This window comes from Pseudomonas weihenstephanensis (assembly GCF_016812185.1).
Lineage (GTDB): Bacteria > Pseudomonadota > Gammaproteobacteria > Pseudomonadales > Pseudomonadaceae > Aquipseudomonas > Aquipseudomonas weihenstephanensis.
The window spans coordinates 376793-392421 of record NZ_JAAEBV010000004.1; the positions used below are offsets into that span (position 1 = coordinate 376793).

The 15629-nt window shown below is 58.0% G+C and carries 13 protein-coding genes; 7 read left to right on the forward strand and 6 right to left on the reverse strand.

Going from position 1 to position 15629, the window contains the following annotated elements:
• Positions 1–21: 21 nt before the first annotated feature.
• Positions 22–1959, reverse strand: a complete 1938-nt coding sequence (locus GYN01_RS15235; RefSeq protein ID WP_048400661.1) for a RecQ family ATP-dependent DNA helicase — start codon at positions 1957–1959, stop codon at positions 22–24.
• 256 nt (positions 1960–2215) lie between these two features.
• Here GYN01_RS15235 and GYN01_RS15240 point away from each other — a divergent pair, with 256 nt between their 5' ends.
• On the forward strand, positions 2216–2566 hold the full coding sequence (locus GYN01_RS15240; protein ID WP_203307396.1) for a DUF1493 family protein: 351 nt from the start codon (positions 2216–2218) through the stop codon (positions 2564–2566).
• 90 nt (positions 2567–2656) lie between these two features.
• Here GYN01_RS15240 and GYN01_RS15245 read toward each other — a convergent pair whose 3' ends face one another.
• Together GYN01_RS15245 and hslO are read right to left on the reverse strand one after the other, a co-directional pair.
• Positions 2657–4198: a phosphoenolpyruvate carboxykinase gene (locus GYN01_RS15245; RefSeq protein WP_048364591.1), complete on the reverse strand. Its 1542-nt coding sequence runs from the start codon at positions 4196–4198 to the stop codon at positions 2657–2659.
• 179 nt (positions 4199–4377) lie between these two features.
• On the reverse strand, positions 4378–5280 hold the full coding sequence (hslO, locus tag GYN01_RS15250; RefSeq protein ID WP_048400663.1) for an Hsp33 family molecular chaperone HslO: 903 nt from the start codon (positions 5278–5280) through the stop codon (positions 4378–4380).
• A 100-nt stretch (positions 5281–5380) separates the two neighbouring features.
• On the opposite strand from hslO, the gene GYN01_RS15255 reads away from it, so the two are divergent.
• Positions 5381–6178 (forward strand): phosphatase PAP2 family protein, encoded by a 798-nt coding sequence (locus GYN01_RS15255; protein WP_048400665.1) that lies wholly within the window; start codon positions 5381–5383, stop codon positions 6176–6178.
• A 43-nt stretch (positions 6179–6221) separates the two neighbouring features.
• Here the strand turns inward: GYN01_RS15255 and GYN01_RS15260 are convergent, their stop codons facing one another.
• Entirely contained in the window at positions 6222–6629 is a 408-nt protein-coding gene (locus GYN01_RS15260; protein ID WP_048400667.1) for an RNA-binding S4 domain-containing protein, read from the reverse strand.
• Between the two features lie 395 nt (positions 6630–7024).
• On the opposite strand from GYN01_RS15260, the gene rimB reads away from it, so the two are divergent.
• Both rimB and rimK read left to right on the forward strand, forming a co-directional pair.
• On the forward strand, positions 7025–7507 hold the full coding sequence (gene rimB, locus GYN01_RS15265) for a retropepsin-like aspartic endopeptidase RimB (protein ID WP_048400669.1): 483 nt from the start codon (positions 7025–7027) through the stop codon (positions 7505–7507).
• Positions 7504–8409 (forward strand): 30S ribosomal protein S6--L-glutamate ligase, encoded by a 906-nt coding sequence (gene rimK, locus GYN01_RS15270; protein ID WP_048364596.1) that lies wholly within the window; start codon positions 7504–7506, stop codon positions 8407–8409. The genes rimB and rimK overlap by 4 nt, the downstream gene beginning before the upstream one ends.
• 172 nt (positions 8410–8581) lie before the next feature.
• On the opposite strand, the gene GYN01_RS15275 is transcribed toward rimK, so the two are convergent.
• Positions 8582–9895, reverse strand: a complete 1314-nt coding sequence (locus tag GYN01_RS15275) for an ATP-binding protein (RefSeq protein ID WP_048364597.1) — start codon at positions 9893–9895, stop codon at positions 8582–8584.
• A gap of 110 nt (positions 9896–10005) precedes the next feature.
• Positions 10006–10746 (reverse strand): osmolarity response regulator transcription factor OmpR, encoded by a 741-nt coding sequence (gene ompR, locus GYN01_RS15280; RefSeq protein WP_048400671.1) that lies wholly within the window; start codon positions 10744–10746, stop codon positions 10006–10008.
• 358 nt (positions 10747–11104) lie between these two features.
• Between ompR and GYN01_RS15285 the strand changes: the two genes are divergently transcribed.
• From GYN01_RS15285 to gshA, 3 genes are all read left to right on the forward strand, one after another.
• Complete coding sequence (locus tag GYN01_RS15285) at positions 11105–13426, forward strand: Tex family protein (RefSeq protein ID WP_048400673.1); 2322 nt, start codon at positions 11105–11107, stop codon at positions 13424–13426.
• Entirely contained in the window at positions 13426–13806 is a 381-nt protein-coding gene (locus GYN01_RS15290) for a PaaI family thioesterase (RefSeq protein ID WP_048364600.1), read from the forward strand. The genes GYN01_RS15285 and GYN01_RS15290 overlap by 1 nt, the downstream gene beginning before the upstream one ends.
• 198 nt (positions 13807–14004) lie before the next feature.
• Positions 14005–15588, forward strand: coding sequence for a glutamate--cysteine ligase (gene gshA / locus GYN01_RS15295; RefSeq protein WP_203307397.1), 1584 nt, complete (start codon positions 14005–14007; stop codon positions 15586–15588).
• Positions 15589–15629: the final 41 nt, after the last annotated feature.

Genomic DNA, 15629 nt, shown 5'->3' on the forward strand with positions numbered 1-15629 from the left:
TTTTGTGCGTAATTGCTGGGTTTACATGGCCTGCAAATGCACCGCCGCCCAGTCACGCACCGCTGCGTAGGGATAGTTTTCCAGCACGGCGAAACCGGGAATCGCCCGGGCTTTCATCTTGGTGAACATCGGCACACTGATGCCACACAAGAATCGGGTCACCCGTTCAGCCGGGGGATAACTTCCCGCGTACGCCTGGTGCCTGTGGATAAACGCGTCGCACAGGGCTTCGAAGTTTTTATCCACAAGCGGCGCCAGCGCGGGAGGCTCAGGCAATTGCGCCACGTGGCCTGCGCACACCGAACAATGCCCGCACTGTTGCGGTGCCTGCACGTCGCCAAAGTAATGCGCCAGGCGATAGCTCAGGCAGGTCTCACTGGCAAACAAGGCCAACATCGCGTGAATCCGCTCGATCTCGCCCTGCTCATGGGCCGTGAAGTAGCGGTGCAACTCAACGCTCAAGGCGTCCACGTCAACGTCGCTCGCCAGCAGGCTGTAGACCTCTGTCATCTGCTTGCTTTCAAGCTCGATCCAGCCTTTCTCCTGGAAATAATCCAGGGCTTTGACCACCCGATTACGCTCTGCCTGATGCTGTGCATAAAGCGCGTCGAAATTGACCGTCGCCCACGTACGGGCACGGCTGGACGTCTGGATAATGGCGCTCACGAAATCCCGGCGTTCGCCCTCAAACCTGGCCAACAGCGCGTCTGGCTCGATCAGGTATTTGAAACGGTACTCGGCAAAATAGGCGTAACGCGGCGCAATCAGACCACGCAGTTCCAGTTGCACCAACAAGGTTTTGAGCGGTAGCTGACGAATATTGCTCTGATCGGCCAAAGGCAAGAGCATGAATTCCCACTCCCCTTGGGCAATGGCCGCCTTCAATTCTTCCAATACACAGCGAATGCCTTGCAGCTCCGGTGTGTCGCCATACACAAAGTTCTCCAGCACGTTCAGGCTGTCGCGATTGGCCAGCACCAGGCAGTCCGAAGGCTGGCCGTCACGCCCGGCGCGACCGATCTCCTGACTGTAGTTTTCGACCGATTTGGGCAAGTCAAAATGCACCACGTTGCGAATGTCGCTCTTATCGATCCCCATGCCAAAGGCGATGGTGGCGACGATGCAGTTCAGTTGCCCGCCCATGAACTGGCGCTGAATGCTTTCGCGTTGATCGTGGGGCAAACCTGCGTGGTAGGCATTGGCACTGATGCCGTGCTGGTTGAGGTGTTGCGCGATCTGTTCGGCGGTCTTTTGCAGCGTGACGTAAACAATGCTCGGCTGGCCGCTGCGCTCGCCCATCCACTGCACCAGACGCTGGCGCTTGGCGGTACCGGTCACGGGTTCAACCCACAGATTGAGGTTGGCGCGGTAAAAACCGGTGGTGATGACATCCGTCTCGGCAATGGCGAATTTGGCCTGCATGTCAGCGATCACATTCGGCGTCGCCGTGGCCGTTAGCAGTAAGGCTTGTGGGATGTTGAACTGGCGCTGGTAGTCTGGCAGCTTCAAATAGTCCGGACGGAAGTTATGGCCCCATTCGGAAATGCAATGCGCTTCATCCACCACCAACAGAGACAGGGGTACTTGCTGCAAAAAATGTCGGAAACGCTCGTTTTTCAGGCGTTCGACCGAAATCATCAGAATCTTCAACTCTCCCGCCTTGGCACGGGCCATGACCGAATTGGCCTCGTCGCGGCTCTGCGCCGAATCAATACTGGCGGCGGCAATGCCGTGGCGCTGCAAAAACGCCAGTTGATCCTGCATCAGCGCCAGCAGTGGCGACACCACCAGCGTCAGGTGGGGCAGCAATAAAGCAGGCAGTTGATAGCACAACGACTTGCCTGAGCCGGTGGGGAAAATCGCCGCCGCCGAACGCCCGGCCAGCACAGCGCTGATCGCCGCTTCCTGGCCCGCTCTGAACTGTGGATAACCGAATACCTGTTCCAGGGTGTTGTACATGACTGTCACTCCATTGACCGTTGCACAGCGCAAAAGGCTAGCGCGCAGATCGAGAAAAGGTCGCGGGTAAATTGAGAGGGGATGATACAGCGTCGGCTGCCATTGTTCGGGCATTGAGACCGGTGTAGCTGCGCGAGGCTGCGGCCCTCCCGGTGCTCAGGTTTACGGCCGCTTCGCGCGCGATAGCAGCCTCGTGCCTCGACAGCGACTACGCGACTGCGCTGTACTGGGCGCATTCTGTTAAGGACTCGTGCCCATGAAACTCGCCTCTGACCTCCCGGACTCTCGCACCCTGCGCGAATTGATGCAGGTGCTGCACGAAGAAATCGGCCTGCCGGAACACAAGACCGTCAGCCTGAAGACCTCGATCAACATCGACCTGGCGTGCAACGGCAGCGATGCCCAGCACTTGATGGAAACCCTGGAGCAGCACTTCAGCCTGGAATTGGCCGACTACGATGCCTACCGCTATTTTCAACCGGCCGGCAACGACCCGCACCTCAAGCGCAATGCCAAAGGCCGGGAACGCAAAGTGCCATTGACGATTGGCATGCTGTACGAGGCGATCAAGGCCGGGCATTGGGATACACAAACACTGGAAGCCTGAATACCCGCGCAAGAGCTGCGTCAATCTTCAGGTACAAAAAAGCCGCCCTTTCAGGCGGCTTTTTCATGGATCAGCTCACTGATCGAAGGCTTATGCCTTCGGGCCAGCCGCTTTGATCGCGTCGCTCACGTCGAACTTCTTGAAGTTCTCGGTGAACAGGCCAGCCAATGCTTTGGCGGCTTCATCGTAGGCAGCTTGGTCAGCCCAAGTGTTGCGCGGGTTGAGCAGAACAGTGTCCACGCCCGGTACGGTTTTTGGCACGTCCAGATTGATGATGTCCAGGTGCTCGGTTTCTGCGCCGATCAGCGCACCGCTCTGGATGGCAGCGATCACAGCACGAGTGGTCGGGATGTTGAAACGCTTGCCAACGCCGTAGCCACCGCCGGTCCAGCCGGTGTTAACCAGGTAAACCTTGGAGCCGAAACCACGGATGCGCTTGATCAGCAGCTCTGCGTATTCGCCCGCCGGACGCGGGAAGAATGGCGCGCCGAAGCAGGTGGAGAAGGTCGACTTGATGCCGCTGCCCGAACCCATTTCAGTCGAACCCACCAGTGCGGTGTAGCCAGACAGGAAGTGGTAAGCCGCTTGTTCTTCGCTGAGGATCGACACCGGTGGCAGTACGCCGGTCAGGTCGCAGGTCAGGAAGATCACAGCGTTTGGCTCGCCGCCCAGGTTCAGCGGGGCGCGTTTTTCGATCAGCTCACGCGGGTAAGCGGCGCGGCTGTTCTGCGTCAGGCTGTCATCGGTGTAATCAGGTTTTTTGTTGGCGTCGAGTACGACGTTTTCCAGCACGGCGCCGTGCTGGATGGCTTTCCAGATAACCGGCTCGTTTTTCTCGGACAGGTCGATGCACTTGGCATAGCAACCGCCTTCGATGTTGAACACGACGCCCACGCCCCAGCCGTGTTCGTCGTCACCGATCAGGTAACGGCTTTCATCCGCCGACAGGGTGGTTTTACCGGTGCCCGACAGGCCGAAGAACAGGGTCACGTCGCCCTCTTCGCCCATGTTGGCCGCACAGTGCATCGGCAGAACGTCAACCGCTGGCAGCAGGAAGTTCTGAACCGAGAACAGGGCTTTTTTCATTTCGCCGGCATAACGCATGCCCGCGATCAGGACTTTTTTGGCTGCAAAGTTGATGATCACGCAACCGTCGGAGTGGGTGCCATCACGCTCAGGCTCGCACACGAAGTTCGGTGCGTTGATCACTTGCCACTCGTCTTTGCCGGCCGGGTTGTACTGCTCCGGGTTGATGAACAGGCAACGGCCAAACAGGTTGTGCCACGCGGTTTCGGTGGTCATTTTGACGGGCAGGTAGTGCGCCGGATCAGAACCTACATGAACGTGGGACACGAAACGCTCACGCTCGCCCAGATAGGCAGAAACGCGGTCCCACAGGGCATCGAACTTGTCAGCCGGGAACTTGCGGTTGATCGGGCCCCAGGCAATGGCGTCCTGAGTGCTCGGCTCTTCAACGATAAAGCGATCAGCTGGCGAACGGCCTGTGCGATGGCCCGTTGTAACAACCAGTGCGCCATTGTCGGCAAGCTCACCTTCACCACGGTTCAGGGCTTCTTTGACCAGATCGTCGATGCTCAGATCGGTGTACACGGCGTTATTAGCTTGCGTCATGAGGTTCCCCGTCGGCCATTGGCCGATTGCGCCAAACATTTTGTAGTAGAAATTTTTGCACTACTACCGCGAAAAAAGTGGGCCGGATTATGCCAGAAACGCCCAAAAAAAGTAGGGTCCACCTGTCAGAACCGCGTTGTACGGGGCTTTGACAGGGGTTTTACCTGCGCTGAAACGTTTTAGTGCTGAGTGCCGGAAGGCGACTCAACCCCTGCACCGGCAAACAATTGATCAACATCGGCCGCGTCAAACAGATAGCGCTCGTTGCAAAACTGGCAGTCGATTTCGATATGGCCTCCGTGTTCCTTGACCAGATTGAGTGCGTCGTCATGGCCCAAACTGGTCAGCGCATTGCCCGAACGCTCGCGCGAGCAACTGCACTGGAATTCAATGCGCTCGTCAGCGAATACGCGCAACTCTTCCTCGTGAAACAAACGCATCAGGATGTTTTCGTTGTCCAGCCCCAACAGCTCTTCGACTTTCAGGGTGTCGCCCAGCATATTCAGGCGCTGCCAGCTTTCGGCGCGCTCCTCTTGATCGTTGATCACCTCGGCAGGCAGTTGCTGCAAGAGCATGCCGCGCGCGCGTTTACCGTCAGCCGCCAGCCAAAAACGCGTTGGCACCTGATGCGACATCACAAAATAGTGGGTGAAACAGGCTGACAAGTCTGCACCGTCAAGATCGACGATGCCTTGATAGCGTTTACCAACCGCAGGGTCGATGGTCAGGGCCAACACGCCGTTGGGCATCAGGTCGGCCAAGGTGGCATCCGCCTTGATCTGGTCGGCTTCAAAACGGGCCAGACCGCGAATTTCACGCTCGCTGGTGATTTCGATCATCAGCAAGGGAACCGGGCCTTCGGAGCGCGCCTGAAGACTCATTAACCCCTCAAATTTCAAGCTGCCCACTAACAATGCAGCGGCGGCCATCAACTCACCCAGCAACTGTTGAACCGGCTGCGGATACGTGTGCTTGGCCAGTACTTCGGCGTAGCTGTGATCCAGCGAAGCCAACTCGCCACGGGTGTCGGAGTTGTCGAAGATGAAGCGCTGAGTGACGTCGGTTTTAGGTAGATCAGACATAGGAATAGGGTTCTAAATTGGTGACAAAATGTGTTCGAGTCTTTATAAAGGCGCGTTTTTAGCACCGGTATGGTGCAAAAACCAGCCAAGGGGGCACGTCATGAATAATCCCACTCTGTTCCAAACAAGGTGGAACCTCGGAGCCCTAGCGGGATGTAATTTACTCGCTCTGGGACTTCTGTGTTTCTGGTTATGGCCGTTCGGCCAAATTCTGTGCCTGACTTTCGACGACTGGTTGTTCCATCTGCTCAATCGCCCATTGGCTGATAACCCTATATGGCTCCACATGTGGGCTGTTGCAAGTCTGCGACCCTTTGACGCAGTCGTCGGCATCATCATGTTGTCGCTGCTGATCAAGGGCAACTGGGTATTTGAAGCCACCCAGGTGCGTCGCGCCTTATTTGGCTTTTTGGCGATTCTGTTGCTGTTGGTGGTGATTCGCGCGGTATTTTCCAAGCTCACAGCCGCTATGGGCTGGCAGCACAACAGCCCCTCGATGGTGTTTGAAGACGCTATTCACTTGAGCGATTACTTCCCCGGCCTGGAAAAGACCTGGGAACTCAAAGACCGCTCCAGCCAGAGCTTTCCCGGCGACCATGCGTCTGTGTTGCTGATCTGGGGCATGTTCATGAGTGTGTTCAGCCGCACCCTAGGTCAGAAGGTCGTGATTTGGGGCCTGACGCTGCTGTTTATGATGCCGCGCCTGGTGGCGGGCGCCCATTGGGGCCAGGACGACTACATCGGCGGGCTGCTGCTGGCTTTCCTCGCCTTGGGCTGGGGCTATTACACCCCGTTTGCAGCCAAGGTTTCTGACGCACTGATGCGCGTTACAGCACCGATTTTCTCGCTGTTGCAACGCCTGCCGCTGGTGTCGCGCATGAGCGTGATCCGCAGCTAGGCAACCCGCTTCAGTTGCCTGAATCCGTCACCGTCAGGCGGATTTACTCGGCGCCACTGGCATCATGAAATTGATGCAGTTGGCGCCGTTGTTTTTTGGTCGGTTTACCTTCGGTGCTGATACCCATCGCACCCGCCTTGCGCAATGCGGCTGCCTGTTCGCGCTTGGCGATGCTCTGCTCGGTTTCGGCATACAGCAGTTGCGCTTCGGGGGCACCACGGCGCACCACAGACAGCGTCTTGACTTGCACGGTACGCTCTTCAAGGCCGACACGGATTTGCAGCTCATCGCCAACTCGCGGCTCTTTGCTCGGCTTGCAGCGCTCACCCCGGCAATGCACCTTGCCGCTTTCAATCGCCGCCTTGGCCAACGCACGGGTCTTGTAAAAACGCGCCGCCCATAGCCATTTATCCAGACGGATCTTGTCGTCGTCCTCTTGCTTGTGCGCCATTGGAATTCCTCTACATAGACAGAGTCAGAACTGTACTACCGTTTCAGGTAAATAGATGAACCTGGCATCGCACACGACATGCCGAGGGATGAAACACTTGAACGCGAGATAACAGTCGCCATTTGGAGCAGTTTCTGCGTGAATACCGCACATTCGGCGTTTAAACGACCCGTGATGATGCCCGCGACCAGCACATGTTCGCGGGCTTGTCATGGCGGGTTCTAAATTGATCGTTAGAGTGCTTGTCGAAAGTATCAAACGCGTCGGTAAAAGGGATGTTCTGGGCGAGTGTAGAAAGTTTCTGATGCAGGCTCTTGGGTTCGCCAGCCCTGCATAGAAAGCATTGGCCCCAGCGCCTGCTGCGGCCTGGTCACGTTAATCGCTGGTTATTCATATTGAAGACATTTGATCATCTGACCGTTGTCGGTCTTCGCGAGTGGGTGGCGCTCCCTGATTTGGGCGTCGCGGGCTTGCGCGCCAAAATCGACACCGGTGCCAGTACCTCCAGCCTGCACGCTACTGAAATCGAGCCGTTTGAGCGCGACGGTGTCGAGTGGGTGCGGTTCAATGCCCACCTGGGCACGCGGGTGCAACTGCGTCACCGCCGTTGCGAGGCCCCGTTGGTGGCGATAAAAACCATTAAAAGCTCCAACGGCCATACCCAGGTACGGTATGTGATCCGCACCAGCCTCGCGCTGGGGGATCGGGTCTGGCAGGTTGAGTTCACCCTGGCCTGCCGCAAGTCCATGCGTTATCGCCTTTTGTTGGGTTCCAAAGCACTGATCGATGGCCAACTGGTCGTCAATCCGGGGCTCAAATACGTTCAAGACAAGCCGGTATTTCCGGTCACTACTACCTTTGCCACAGGTGTTGCATGAAGATCGCTGTGCTGTCGCGTAACCCGCGTCTGTATTCCACTCGTCGTCTGGTTGAAGCCGGGACTGAACGAGGCCATGAAATGGTAGTGATCGATACCCTGCGCGCCTATATGAACATCGCCAGTCATAAGCCGCAGATCCACTATCGCGGCAAGCCGCTGGAAGGTTTCGACGCAGTTATCCCGCGTATTGGCGCTTCGGTGACGTTTTACGGCTGCGCGGTGCTGCGCCAGTTCGAAATGATGGGGGTGTTCCCGCTTAACGAATCCGTCGCCATCGCCCGTTCGCGGGACAAGCTGCGCTCCCTGCAATTGTTGTCCCGTCGCGGCCTGGGCTTGCCGGTGACCGGGTTCGCGCACTCCCCGGATGACATTCCCGACTTGATCGAAATGGTCAATGGCGCGCCACTGGTGATCAAAGTGCTGGAAGGCACGCAAGGCATTGGGGTGGTGCTGTGTGAAACCGCCACGGCCGCAGAATCCGTGATCGAGGCCTTCATGGGCCTCAAGCAAAACATCATGGTGCAGGAGTACATCAAGGAAGCCGGAGGCGCCGATATTCGCTGCTTCGTGGTGGGTGACAAGGTGATTGCCGCGATGAAGCGTCAGGCCAAGCCGGGGGAGTTTCGCTCCAACCTGCATCGGGGTGGCAGCGCCAGCCTGATCAAAATCACCCCGGAAGAACGCATGACCGCCATTCGTGCGGCCAAGGTCATGGGGTTGAGTGTGGCGGGGGTGGATATTTTGCGTTCCAACCACGGCCCGCTGGTGCTGGAGGTCAACTCCTCACCGGGCCTTGAGGGCATCGAAACGACCACGGGTAAAAACGTGGCCGGAATCATCATCGAGCATCTGGAGAAGAACAGCGGCCCGAACATGACGCGCACCAAAGGCAAAGGCTAAACAAGCCCGTAGGCACTGACGAGTAATGCGAGGCTGTGATCGGCGCCAGAGCCGTCGTAAACCCTACGATCACGGATCACGGTATTTCACAAACACCGCCGTGATCCGATTTGCGACCGATCGCAGCCTCGCGCCTCGCCAGCGCCTACCTTGCAGCCGCCATGCGCAATCTTTACACCGCTCCGCGCGGCAGCATCAGGCCCAACGGCAGGCGAACCCTGGCTTCAAGGCCGCCGCCCGAGCGGTTACGCAACTCAACATTGCCACCGTGCATGGAGGCAATTCGCTTGACGATTGCCAAGCCCAGCCCCGTCCCTTTACCGCCTCGTGCCCGATCCCCGCGGATAAACGGATTGAAGATGTCTTCAAGCTCTGAAGGATCAATACCGGCACCACGGTCCATCACGCTCAGCACCACATACGGCGCGCTGACGTCACCCGACACATAGGCGGCCACTTCAACGTCTTCACCCGCATGGTGCAGGGCATTGCCAATGAGGTTGTTGAGCAGGCGCTTCATTGATACCCGACGCAGCGGAAACGGCTGAATCGGCTGCAAACGAAGACGCACACGCTCCTCGTTCTGGTTGTAGGGCGCCACCACTTCGCGCACCAGCTCACACAGGTCCACCTCTTCGACCAGCTCGTCACGGCCATCGCGGATAAAAGCCAGGAACTGATCAAGGATCGCGTCCATGTCTTCAATGTCTCGCACCATGTCGTCCGTCAGGTCGCTGTGGTTGCCCATCAGCTCCAGCGACAAACGTAAACGCGTCAGCGGCGTACGCAGGTCGTGGGACACGCCTGCCAGCATCAGCTCACGCTCGCGGCCTGCCTGCTCCACGTCTTCAGCCATTTGGTTAAAGGCGCTGTACACCTCGGTCATTTCGCTGGGAGTGTCACTGATCGGCAAGCGCACACTGCGCCCCTGACCTAACTGGCGGGCCGCGTAAACCAGTCGTTTGAGCGGTTGATTGAGCTGACTGACGAAGATCCATGCCGACGCTGTGGACAACAACCCAATGGCCAAAAACCAGCCCAGCACACTCCATATTTTTTGCCCGCGTAGCGGGTGCGGATACAAAGGGACTTTCAGCCAGCCATCACCCAGGCTCGGCGCTCGTACCCACAGCGCCGGAGGAGAATGCACACGCAAGCGAACCTCGGTATCAGCTCCCAGCTCTGCCTGCATCTGACGCTGATAAACACCACTGTAGGGCCAATGTTGTTCACCCTCGGGTACACCGCCGCCCACTACACGGATCAGCCCGGCCGCATCGGCAATTTTGTCGCGATCTTCTTCATCTGCCGCCCAATAGGCACGCAAGGTGAGTGCAACACCGTGGCTGTACTGACGATCAACCAACACGTCTTCGTTCATCAGCAGGTACACCAGCGTCAGAGCCTTGGAAAACAAGACAACGATCAATACCAGCCAGAGGGTGCGAGAGAAAAAACTTTGGGGAAACCAGAGAGGGGTTTTCATAGATTGCTGCTTTTGCAGTTTGCAGGAGCGAGTTCAGGTACTCGCACAAAGGGGATTGCGAGCCACTCAGGTGTTGATAACCCGCGTGGCCCGCTCCTACAAATGGTTCATCACTTGGTCGCGTTACCGTCCGGTACGAACACATAACCTACGCCCCAGACCGTCTGGATATAGCGCGGTTTGGAAGGATCAGGCTCGATCATGCGGCGCAGACGGGAAATTTGAACGTCGATTGAACGCTCCAGCGCATCCCACTCACGGCCACGGGCCAGGTTCATCAGCTTGTCGCGCGTCAACGGTTCGCGGGCATGCATGACCAAGGCTTTGAGTACCGCGAACTCACCAGTGGTGAGCATGTGCACTTCATCGCCACGCTTGAGCTCGCGGGTGGCCAGCGACAACTCGTAATCACCGAACGTGACACTCTCGTCTTCGCTGCCGGGAGCGCCCGGCACAGGGGCTGCCTGACGCCGCAAGACGGCTTTGACACGCGCCATCAGCTCATCCGGGTTGAACGGCTTGGCCAGATAATCGTCAGCGCCCAATTCAAGGCCCTTGATACGGCTCAGTTCGTCGCCCTTGGCAGTCAGCATGATGATCGGGACGCGATTGCCGGCAGCGCGCAAACGTCGACACGCAGACAAGCCGTCTTCGCCAGGCAGCATCAAGTCCAGTACCACAAGGTTGAACACCTCACGGGCCAACAGGCGATCCATTTGCTCGACGTTCGGCACCGCGCGGGCACGATAGCCCTTACTGGTGAAAAAACGTTCGAGCAGGCTGCTTAGGCCCGGGTCGTCGTCAACGATGAGAATTTTTTCGCCTTCAGCAGTTTGTGCAGTGCTGCTCATTAGATGCTCCTGTGATCTCGGCGCGCATTATGGCTTAGCTGTTGTTATACGCATCGTGTGCATTGTTAGCAGATTTTTCCTTCACAGCCAGTACACAGATCATAGCGGGCGCAGCTTGCAGTCCCCTGAATCCGGGAACGCTGGTTATAATGCGCCGCCTTTTGTGTCAGGCAACCTCATATTTTCAAAGTTTGCGGCCGAATTTATTTTTTCAATACGTGCCGTAATTTGCTGACTTCACGGGTCAACAGGCTGCCCTTTTGGCCCAGGCAGCGGCGTTTAACGAGCCGCTCAACCAGCCTCGCAAGCCTTCAAGCCCGGGCCTGCGAGCCTGCATCACAATTTGTCAGGTGGTTTTATGGACAGCATCAACAGCCGCATCGCCGAAGAACTTGGCGTGCGCCCGCAGCAGGTCGAAGCGGCCGTCGCTCTTCTGGATGAAGGTTCCACCGTTCCCTTCATCTCCCGTTACCGTAAAGAAGTGACCGGCAGCCTGGATGACACCCAACTTCGTCATCTGGAAGAACGCCTGCGCTACCTGCGTGAACTCGACGAACGGCGCATCAGCATCCTCGCCAGCATCGAAGAACAAGGCAAGTTGACGCCAGAACTGGCCCGTGACATCAAGCTGGCCGACACCAAAACCCGCCTTGAAGACTTGTACCTGCCCTACAAGCAAAAACGCCGCACCAAGGGCCAAATCGCCCTGGAAGCGGGCCTAGGCGAATTGGCTGACGGCCTGTTCAATAATCCAGACCTGAGCCCCGAGGCCGAAGCTGCCCGTTTCATCGACGCCGAAAAAGGCGTGGCAGACGTCAAGGCCGCCCTCGATGGCGCCAAATACATCCTCATGGAGCGCTTCGCAGAAGACGCCACCCTGCTGGACAAACTGCGCAGCTTTCTCAAACAAGAAGCCACCCTCAGTGCCCGCGTCATTGCCGGCAAAGAAGAGGAAGGCGCCAAGTTCCGCGATTATTTCGAACACGACGAACCGCTCAAAAGCATGCCGTCGCACCGTGCGCTGGCGATTTTTCGCGGTCGCAACGAAGGCATTCTCAGCTCTTCGCTTAAAGTCGGCGAAGAACTGCCGGGCAGCATGCACCCCGGCGAAATGATGATTGCCGAACGTTTCGGCCTGCAAAACCAGAACCGCCCGGCAGACAAATGGTTGAGCGAAGTGGTGCGCTGGACGTGGAAGGTCAAGCTTTACACCCACCTCGAAACCGACCTGCTGGGTGAGCTGCGAGACGGCGCCGAAACCGAAGCCATCAACGTGTTTGCGCACAACCTGCACGATTTGCTCCTGGCCGCACCCGCTGGCCCGCGTGCCACGCTGGGGCTGGACCCGGGCCTGCGCACCGGTTGCAAAATTGCCGTGGTCGATGCCACCGGCAAGTTGCTGGAATACGCCACCGTGTACCCGCATGTGCCGCACAACAAGTGGGACCAGACTATTTCGATCCTCGCGGCTCTGTGCGCCAAGCATTCGGTGGAACTGATCGCCATCGGTAACGGCACGGCCAGCCGCGAAAGCGACAAACTGATCATCGACCTGATCAAAAAATACCCGGCGCTGAAAGTCACCAAAGTCATGGTGTCCGAAGCTGGCGCATCGGTGTACTCGGCGTCCGAGCTGGCCGCCAAGGAATTCCCGGACCTGGACGTGTCGATCCGTGGCGCCGTGTCGATTGCTCGTCGCCTGCAAGACCCGCTGGCTGAACTGGTGAAAATCGACCCGAAATCCATTGGCGTAGGCCAATACCAGCACGACGTGTCCCAGCTCAAGCTGGCGCGCGGCCTGGATGCTGTGGTCGAAGACTGCGTAAACGCCGTGGGCGTGGACGTAAACACCGCTTCGGTGGCCCTGCTGGCCCGTATTTCCGGCTTAAACGCCACGTTGGCACAAAACATCGTGAATCACCGCGATGAAAATGGCGCGTTTAAAACCCGTGCAGCACTGAAAAAAGTCAGCCGTCTGGGCGAAAAAACTTTCGAACAAGCTGCTGGTTTCTTACGTGTAATGAACGGTGACAACCCGTTGGACAGCTCGGCGGTTCACCCCGAAGCGTATCCACTGGTCAAACGTATCGCCTCCGACACAGAACGCGATATTCGCTCGCTGATCGGCGACGCAGGCTTTCTCAAGCGTCTTGATCCAAAAAAATTCACTGACGAAACCTTTGGTTTGCCAACGGTCACCGACATCCTGCAAGAGCTGGAAAAACCGGGCCGCGATCCGCGTCCTGAGTTCAAGACCGCCGAGTTCCAGGAAGGCGTCGAAGACCTCAAGGACTTGCAGCTGGGCATGATGCTGGAAGGCGTGGTCACCAACGTGACCAACTTCGGTGCCTTCGTCGACATCGGCGTGCATCAGGACGGTTTGGTGCACATTTCGGCGCTGTCCGAGAAGTTCATCAAAGACCCGCGTGAAGCAGTGAAAGCCGGTGACGTGGTCAAGGTCAAAGTGATGGAAATCGACATCCCGCGCAAACGCGTGGGCCTGTCGATGCGCATGAGCGACACCCCCGGCGAGAAAATCGACGGCGCACGCGGCGCACGTCCGGGTTCCTCCGGGCGTCAGCCAAATACCGCGCCGCGTAAAGAAACCGTGACCGCGGCCCCTTCCAATAACGCGATGGCCTCGCTGTTCGCCAACGCCAAGCCGTTGAAGAAACGCTGATGCAGATCCCGACCGGGCTGACCCAAAGCGCTTTCAGTGAACTGATCGGCTGTCGCGTGGTGCAACTGGATGAAGGGCTGGCGCATGTCGCCCTGAGTCTGGAACCGCACCTGCGCAATCGTGGCGGCAAGCTGCATGGCGGGGTGATATTCAGCCTGGTCGATATCAGCATGGGGCTGGCCTGCTCCAGCGCCCATGGTGACCAACAAAGCGTCACCCTGGAGTGCAAAATCAACTACATCCGGGCGGTGTCCGACGGCGAAGTGCTGTGTATCGCCAAGGTCATCCACCCCGGTCGTCGCACGCTGGTCGTCGAAGCTGACGTGCTGCAAGGCGACAAGCTGGTCGCAAAAGCACTAGGCACATTCGCTGTCCTGTAGCGGTTACCGGTCGATTTGAGTTAATTTCGGCACTGCATACGCGGTGCCGAAATGCGCCTGGAGCGCCTGGGGCCGAAACACGGACGGGGCTGAGCGCTACTTTTTAAAGCCAGGCGACCACGCCGGCTTCAACTTCACCCTTGTAGACCGTCCTGACCACCCCCATATTGGGGCGACTGACGCGTGAAGGAATCCAACTTGAGCCAACTTCTCAACCGCCGCCTGGCTCTGCTCAGCGAGCGCGCTAACCTCACTCTGCTGGAGCAGTGTCTGCACGGGATCGAGCGCGAATGCTTGCGCGTCACCGGCGATGCCCGCCTGGCACAGACGCCGCACCCCGAAGAACTGGGTTCGGCCCTGACCAACGATCAAATCACCACCGACTATTCCGAGTCGCTGCTGGAGTTCATCACCCCCGCCCTGCCTGACCCGGCAGACACGCTGGCCAGCCTCGACAAGATTCACCGCTTTGCCTACAGCAAGCTCGGCAACGAGTTCCTGTGGAGCCCTTCGATGCCGTGCCCATTGCCGGCCGAAGCGGATATTCCGATTGCCTACTACGGCACCTCCAACATCGGACAGCTCAAGTACGTTTATCGCAAGGGCTTGGCCCTGCGTTACGGCAAAACCATGCAATGCATTGCCGGGATTCACTACAACTTCTCGCTGCCCGAGGCGTTGTGGCCGGTGCTCAAAGAGGCTGATGGCTTTGTGGGCACCGACCGCGATTACCAGTCCAGCGCTTACATCGCGCTAATTCGTAACTTTCGTCGTTACAACTGGTTGCTGATGTACCTGTTCGGCGCGTCACCGGCGCTGGACGCCGGTTTCTTGCGCGGCCGTGCGCACCAGCTGGAACAACTGGATGCCGACACGCTTTACCTGCCCTATGCCACCAGCCTGCGCATGAGCGACCTGGGTTACCAGAGCAACGCCCAAGCGGGCCTGACGCCCTGCTACAACGATCTCAACAGCTACACCGACAGCCTGCGTAAAGCTGTGGCCACGCCCTACGCACCGTACGTCGAAATCGGCACGCATCAGGATGGCGAGTGGGTGCAGCTGAACACCAACATCCTGCAAATTGAAAACGAGTACTACTCCAACATCCGCCCAAAACGCGTGACCTACAGCGGCGAGCGCCCGATTCAAGCGCTGGTAGCCCGTGGTGTTCAATACGTTGAAGTGCGATTGCTGGACATCAACCCGTTCCTGCCGGTAGGCATTGATCTGCCCGAGGCACGCTTTCTGGACGCCTTCTTGCTGTACTGCGCGCTGCAAGAAAGCCCGCAGTTCAACAGCCCGGAATGCAGCAGTTGCACGTCCAACTTCATGAGTGTGGTCAAAGAAGGTCGCCGCCCGGGCCTGCAATTGCAGCGCGACGGCGAGGCGGTCGACATGAAGGCATGGGCTGGTGAATTGCTGGAGCAGATCGCGCCATTGGCCGCGTTGCTGGATCAACGTCATGGTGGCGATGCGCACAGCAAAGCTCTGGACGAGCAATTGGCCAAAATCAAAGACGTGTCCCTGACCCCGTCGGCCAAAGTATTGGCCAGCATGGTTGAGCGCAAAGAAAGCTTTGCCCAATTCTCCATGCGCCAAAGCCAGGCTCACGCCGAGTATTTCCGCAGTGAAGCACTAAGCCCGGAAGACCAGGCGGCATTCGAAGAAAAAGTCCGCACATCACTGCTCGAGCAAACTGAAATTGAGCAGACTGAAGAAGGCGATTTCGACCTATTCGTGGCTTCCTACCAAGCCAGTATTTTGGCGATCAGTAACTAAGCCGGCGTGGCGGCCACAGGGGTTCCATCCGGGACGCTCTG

Bases quoted from the DNA above. Each gene is read 5' to 3' on its own strand.
- GYN01_RS15235 (WP_048400661.1), bottom strand. From the start codon at position 1,959: ATGTACAACACCCTGGAACAGGTATTCGGTTATCCACAGTTCAGAGCG.
- GYN01_RS15290 (WP_048364600.1), top strand. From the start codon at position 13,426: ATGCAGATCCCGACCGGGCTGACCCAAAGCGCTTTCAGTGAACTGATC.
- GYN01_RS15260 (WP_048400667.1), bottom strand. From the start codon at position 6,629: ATGGCGCACAAGCAAGAGGACGACGACAAGATCCGTCTGGATAAATGG.
- GYN01_RS15275 (WP_048364597.1), bottom strand. From the start codon at position 9,895: ATGAAAACCCCTCTCTGGTTTCCCCAAAGTTTTTTCTCTCGCACCCTC.
- GYN01_RS15245 (WP_048364591.1), bottom strand. From the start codon at position 4,198: ATGACGCAAGCTAATAACGCCGTGTACACCGATCTGAGCATCGACGAT.
- rimK (WP_048364596.1), top strand. From the start codon at position 7,504: ATGAAGATCGCTGTGCTGTCGCGTAACCCGCGTCTGTATTCCACTCGT.
- ompR (WP_048400671.1), bottom strand. From the start codon at position 10,746: ATGAGCAGCACTGCACAAACTGCTGAAGGCGAAAAAATTCTCATCGTT.
- GYN01_RS15285 (WP_048400673.1), top strand. From the start codon at position 11,105: ATGGACAGCATCAACAGCCGCATCGCCGAAGAACTTGGCGTGCGCCCG.
- GYN01_RS15240 (WP_203307396.1), top strand. From the start codon at position 2,216: ATGAAACTCGCCTCTGACCTCCCGGACTCTCGCACCCTGCGCGAATTG.
- hslO (WP_048400663.1), bottom strand. From the start codon at position 5,280: ATGTCTGATCTACCTAAAACCGACGTCACTCAGCGCTTCATCTTCGAC.
- GYN01_RS15255 (WP_048400665.1), top strand. From the start codon at position 5,381: ATGAATAATCCCACTCTGTTCCAAACAAGGTGGAACCTCGGAGCCCTA.